The 5,571-nt window shown below is 67.5% G+C and carries 8 protein-coding genes; 7 read left to right on the top strand and 1 reads right to left on the bottom strand.

Annotation, left to right across the window (positions count from 1 at the left end; genetic code table 11):
* From VKH46_14845 to VKH46_14835, 3 genes are all read left to right on the top strand, one after another.
* The coding region (locus tag VKH46_14845; protein ID HKB72122.1) for a hypothetical protein at positions 1-316 on the top strand (316 nt) is incomplete at its 5' end.
* 700 nt (positions 317-1,016) lie between these two features.
* Positions 1,017-1,382 (top strand): hypothetical protein, encoded by a 366-nt coding sequence (locus tag VKH46_14840; protein ID HKB72121.1) that lies wholly within the window; start codon positions 1,017-1,019, stop codon positions 1,380-1,382.
* A complete protein-coding gene (locus VKH46_14835) occupies positions 1,379-1,915 on the top strand; it encodes a hypothetical protein (GenBank protein ID HKB72120.1) in 537 nt (178 codons plus the stop codon). The genes VKH46_14840 and VKH46_14835 overlap by 4 nt, the downstream gene beginning before the upstream one ends.
* Positions 1,916-2,072: 157 nt before the next feature.
* On the opposite strand, the gene VKH46_14830 is transcribed toward VKH46_14835, so the two are convergent.
* Complete coding sequence (locus tag VKH46_14830; GenBank protein HKB72119.1) at positions 2,073-2,657, bottom strand: hypothetical protein; 585 nt, start codon at positions 2,655-2,657, stop codon at positions 2,073-2,075.
* A gap of 143 nt (positions 2,658-2,800) precedes the next feature.
* On the opposite strand from VKH46_14830, the gene VKH46_14825 reads away from it, so the two are divergent.
* The 4 genes from VKH46_14825 to VKH46_14810 all read left to right on the top strand — a co-directional run.
* Positions 2,801-3,250 carry a 4Fe-4S binding protein gene (locus VKH46_14825; protein HKB72118.1) on the top strand — a complete coding sequence of 150 codons (450 nt, stop codon included), beginning with the start codon at positions 2,801-2,803 and terminating at the stop codon, positions 3,248-3,250.
* 19 nt (positions 3,251-3,269) lie between these two features.
* Entirely contained in the window at positions 3,270-4,163 is an 894-nt protein-coding gene (locus VKH46_14820) for a HEAT repeat domain-containing protein (protein HKB72117.1), read from the top strand.
* Between the two features lie 154 nt (positions 4,164-4,317).
* Complete coding sequence (locus VKH46_14815; protein ID HKB72116.1) at positions 4,318-4,872, top strand: Rieske 2Fe-2S domain-containing protein; 555 nt, start codon at positions 4,318-4,320, stop codon at positions 4,870-4,872.
* A gap of 400 nt (positions 4,873-5,272) precedes the next feature.
* The coding region (locus VKH46_14810) for a cytochrome B6 (GenBank protein ID HKB72115.1) at positions 5,273-5,571 on the top strand (299 nt) is incomplete at its 3' end.

Raw genomic sequence — 5,571 nt, 5'->3', positions numbered from 1 at the left:
CACGCTCCCGGTCCGGTTCGGCGTGCGCGGGGCCGCGAGGATCATGGCGCCCTTCTTCGTCCTGCCCTGGATCGCCCTGGCCGCGCTGACGTTCGCGCACGACCCCGCGCACCCGTCGCTGCCGCTCTTGACCGGGAACCGCCCGTTCCTGCTCTCGATGGGGGCGGTCCTCGCGGTCTGGGGACTCTACGCGGCGTCGCTCCTCGTCCGCGATCCCGACGCGCTCACGGCGACCGAGAACCATCCCGCGTGGCGGCACATGTACCTGATCCTGATGGCGGCGCAGGTCGGGTTCGCCCTCGCGTATCTCGCCTAGCGGCCGCACGGCTCGCGCTGCCGTCGAGCCGTGCGGCTTCCCTGCACTCGGGGCCGTTCGCGATCCGAGCTCCGAGAGGTCGCGAACGCATTCCCCGGGGCCGGGGGCGCCGGAGTCGTCGAGCCCTCTGGGGCGAGCGATGGAGGTCGTATCCACCGCGCGACGTGAGTCGCAGCCGCGAAGCGGCCGACGCGTCAGCGCCGAGCGCGCCGATCCTCCTCCGCTCTCCGAGCTTCGGCGGACAAGGCGGTAATCAACGATGGTCCGGCTCGCGAACCTCAATCGAAGTTGATCCGCCGAAGCCTTGGCGAAGGTGGATCGCCGCGCACGCCAGTGCGCGAGCCTATCGCGGAAAGTCTCCTCGATGGGATGAACGCGCAGCGCACGCCGCTATGCGGCTCCCTCATCCGACGGCTCTCGCTTCGCCTCGGCCGTCACCTTCTCCCGCGGGGAGAAGGGAATTCGGCGGCCTCCTGCGGTCGCAGCTCCGTGTGTGCGCAAGCGCCCGGCGAGGAGGAGGTCCGCGATCTGAGAGGCCGCCAGCGGTCGAGCGCACACGAGGTCGCGAGCGAGGCGAGCTCCCGAATTCCCTCTCCCTTGGGGAGAGGATGCCGCGTACTCGCGGCAGGTGAGGGGTCCGGTCGAGGAGGCGCGAGCCGTGCGGCCGTTGCTGGCATACATATTGTAAAATCATCCTCCGATGACCTGGGAACGCGCCGTTCACTTCGCCGGCCCCATCGCGCTGTTCCTGATCGCCCTGCGCCCCCTCACGCGGAGCCGCGGCCATCACGCCGTCGACCGGCGGACCGCGTGGCTCTGCCTCCTCGGCGGCGTGGTGTGGCCGGTTTCGGCGCTGCTTCGCCTCGCGTCGGGCACCGAGACCGAGAGGCTCTTCGAGTTTCTGGACAGCTTCTCGATATTTTTTGGGGGCGTGCTCTTTGCATACGGTTTCTGGGCGCTGCGCCGGGTCCGGTTCTCGCTTCATTCGGAAGGAAACGACTGGGCGTCGAAGTACCGGAATTCCGAGAAGCGAGCCCGCAGCCGGTCGCGCTCGGAGGGTAAGTGACCGGAGACCCCGCGGCGGCCATTTCCAGGACACCCGAAAACGAGCCCGTTCCCGACCTCACGGCGCGCTGGAGCGCGCTGTCCTTCTCGCTCGACGAGAAGGCGCTCACGGCGCTCGCCCGCCGCATGGCCGCGGAAATCCCGGAGCTCGACGACCTGAGCGTCCACGCCGCGCCGGGGGAGCTCTCGGTCACCGTCGTCGTGCGCCGGTTCGGCGTGCCGCTCTCGGCGCGCGCCTCGCTGTCCCAGATCCGTTTCAAGGACGGGTTCCTCGCCTTCGTCGTCGAGAGCGTCGACGCGCTGTCGTTCATCCCCATCCCCGACGCGCTGATCGGGATCCTCGTCGAGAAGGCGCCGCCGGGCCTCCTGACGTACTACAAGGCGGATCGCATTCTCGTCGTGAACGTCAACGAATGGCTCCCGACCGGCCTCGACGTGACCCTCGACCGCGCCGAGTTCGGCCGCGGCGAGGTGACGCTGTTCGTAGCGCCGGGACGGTTCGACCTCTCCCGGATCCTGGGAGAACGACCGTAGGGAAATCCGAAGCTCGAATTTCGAAATCCGAAACAAAGCTCGAAATCCGGATGTCGAAAATCGAAGCGGGCTCCGTTTCGGTCATTCGAATTTCGGAATTTCGGATTTGTTTTGAGCTTTGAGCTTCGAGCTTCGGATTTCGAATTTCCGCGAGGCGCTAACGTGCTTCCGCTGTCACTCTTATCGTCGCGTCTTCGCTGGTGACCGTAACCAGCTCGCCCGGCCCGAGGTCGTCGATGCGCTTCAACAGCTCGCGGAGCGAGAGCGCCTTCTCCTGGGAGAGCCCCGCGATCAGGGGCCGGGGCGCCGTGATCTCCACGTCGTGGCGCCCGTGGTCGAAGACGACGATGTGAATGACGTCCCCTTCGCGGGAAACCTCGAGCCGGTCGTCGCCCCCTTCGCGGATCGGGATCGCTACGGGCTTCCCCGGCGCGCTCTTGTCCGCCGCGTCGAGGATGTCGCGCGGCGTGATCCGGACGTGCCCCTCCTCGCCGCTGAAATCCCAGTCGGTGAAATCCCCCTCGTCCCACGCGTGGGAGGCGAGGCTCGAGACCTTGCCCACGAGGAACCCGGGAATTCGCACCGACACGTGCTTGCGGCGGCCGTCGCGGTCGCCGTCGATCTGGACGCGAAACGAGCGCACGCGCCGCATCCCGGGCGCGGGGCGGCGGAAGAAACCCCAGACGAGCGCCACCACGAGGACGACGACCAGACCGAGGACGATCGCGCGGGTTTCCTTCATCCTGTCAGATCGTACGCGAACGCCGGGTAAAAGTTCCCCGGGCTGCGCCCGTAGCCAGCAGCGCATCCTGGTGATAAGATTCTTGTGAGAAATTTCACAAGCGTATCGTGGAGTTTCTCGGGGAGAGGGGCCGGAGAACACGGATGCCTCATTTCATACAGGAAACCTGCATCGCTTGCGGCGTGTGCGAGGTCAAGTGCCCGACGCACACGATCACGGGCGACAAGAAGGAAAAGTTCGTCATTCACCCGGAGCGCTGCATCGACTGCTCGGTCTGCGCGCGCTATTGCCCGGTCTCGTGCATCGAGAACAACGCGGGCCAGCTCGTCGAGAAGGTCAAGCCCAAGGAGATTCCGAAGGCGATCGTCGACCGGGACCTGTGCACGGGGTGCGAGTTCTGCATCGACATCTGCCCCTTCGACTGCATCTACCTGATCGAGGACCCGCTGCACGAGACGATGGTCCACAAGATCGCCGAGGTCGACGCGCCGGCCTGCGTCTCGTGCCGGCTGTGCGAGACGGTCTGCGACAAGGACGCGATCTTCGTCCCCAACCCGATCACCCAGGCCAAGCGCTACCTTCCGGTCATTTGACGCCGCCGCCGACCCGCCCGTGAACGAGAACGCCGCGCCCCGCGATTCCGACGATTCGACCGGCGAAGGCGGTCCCGGCCGCGCCGTCGTCCAGTTCTTCCTCGTGCCGCTCGTCGTCGTCGCGGTCTGCGTCGGCGTCTTCTTCCTCTTCTCGATGCTGACCTTCGAGCACAAGACTCCCGCGGACTACCTGGCCGACGTTCGGGGAGGGGCGGCGAACCAGCGGTGGCAGTCCGCCTTCGAGCTCTCCCGCGCCGTGTCGCGGATCCCCCCCGGCCCGGAGCGCCGGAAGCTCGCCGGGCAGACTCTCGAAGTCTACGAGCGGCTCCGCGCGGACCGCCCCGAGGACCGGGACGTGAAGCGCTACCTCGCGCTCGTCCTCGGCCGGCTCGGCGACGCCTCCGCGATCCCCGCCCTCGAGCGGAGCGCCCGCGACCCCGATGCGCTCGTGCGCCTCTACTCGACGTGGGCGCTCGGGATGCTCGGCGATCGGAACGCCGTTCCCATGATCGTCGCCGACTCCGGGACGGAAGATCCCGGGGCGCGCAAGATGGCGGCGTACGTCCTCGGCAAGCTCGGTGACCCGCGCGCGGTTCCGCGTCTCACCGCGATGACCGCCGACCATGCGGCCGACGTTCGGTGGAACGCGGCGATCGCGCTCGCGGAGCTTCGCGATCCGGCGGGGAAGGAAGTGCTCCACTCGATGCTCGATCGCCCGTCGCTCGCGCGGCAGGCCGAGAAGCTTTCGCCGGCGCAGGCCGAGGAAGCGATCGTGTCGGCCGCGAAGGCGGAGGCGCTCATCGGCGACCGCGACGCCCTCGCCGCGCTGTCGAAGCTCTCCGCGAGCGATCCGAGCCTGAAGGTCCGCGACGCGGCGCGCGCGGCGATGCGCTCGATCGGGGGCCGTCCTTGAGCGGGCGTCGCTCTCCGGTCCTCGACGGACATCGTTCCTGCGTCCTCGACGGATGCCGACATCGCGTCCTCGACAGCGGACGGACGGAGTCTTCCCGTCTCCTTGACGGACTCGGCGCTTTTGATATCGTGACTCGAGGGATGGAGGGGAACTGATGGCGGCGCGGGAGCCGAAGATCGTCTCGAGCCGGACGACGCCGGACGAGTCCGCAACCTCGGAGGGGATGAGCCGGCGCGACGCCGTCAAGTGGATGACGATCGCGTGGATCGGCTTCGCCGCGGCGGTCGGAGCCGGCGCGACCGCGATGCTGCGCTTCCTCTTTCCGAACGTCCTCTTCGAGCCCCCGACGCTCTTCAAGGCGGGGCCGCCGGCGGACTACGGCCTCGGCGTCGACGAACGCTGGAAAGAGAAGTACGGCGTCTGGATCGTCCGCAACACGGCGGAGATCTACTCGCTGATCGCCGTCTGCGTGCATCTCGGCTGCACGCCGAACTGGCTCGCCGCGCAGAACAAGTTCAAGTGCCCGTGCCACGGCTCGGGCTACTACATCTCCGGAATCAACTTCGAGGGGCCGGCGCCGCGCGCGCTCGAGCGCGCCGCGATCTCGGTCTCTCCCGACGACGGCCAGCTGATCGTCGACAAGGGGACGAAGTTCCTCTTCGAGCAGGGGCAGTGGACCGACCCCAAGGCGTTCGTCAAAGTCGGGTAAGATTCCCCGAATTTTTTTGGGAGAAGCCAGTGAAACCGTCACCTTCTTTTCGTGAGACTCGCGTGATCGATGGTCGTCGGGCCGCGCGCGATCCGAACTCCGGGAGGTCGCGCGCCCGTCCGGGCGGGCCGGGGGCCCCGGAGCGGTCGAGGGCAGTCGCCCGAGCCGCGCAGGACAAATCGCGAAAAGTCTCCGCGACGGGACGAGAGCGCAGCGCCCTTTGGGGCGCAAGTCCCGGCGCGGAGGAGGTTCTCGATTTGGGAGGCCGTAAGCCGTCGAGCGCACACAACGCCGGGAGCTCAGCGACGATCCGAATAACCTCTCCCTTGGGGAGAGGATGCCGCGTAATCGCGGCCGGTGAGGGGTCCGCGTTAGGAAGCGCGAGCGGGGCGGCCGACGAGTGAAGGAGAAGCTCGAGGAACTCCAGCGCTCGATCGTCGACAGCCAGATCTGGAGGTCGATCTTCCGGGTCGGCGTCCCGAACACGAATCGCAAGCGGGTTCTCGCGATGCTCGGCAACGTCGTCCTGCATCTCCATCCGGTCAAGACCCGCAAGTCGGGCGTGAAGATGCGCTACACGTGGTGCGCCGGCGGCGTGACGTTCTTCCTCTTCCTCGTTCTCACGTTCACCGGCCTCCTGCTGATGTTCTATTACCGCCCGACCGTCGAATACGCGTACGTCGACGCGCTCGACCTGCG

This window comes from Thermoanaerobaculia bacterium (genome assembly GCA_035260525.1).
Classification (GTDB): domain Bacteria; phylum Acidobacteriota; class Thermoanaerobaculia; order UBA5066; family DATFVB01; genus DATFVB01.
The sequence above is the reverse complement of the archived record's forward strand: the minus strand, read 5'-3'. Positions and strand labels throughout refer to the sequence as shown.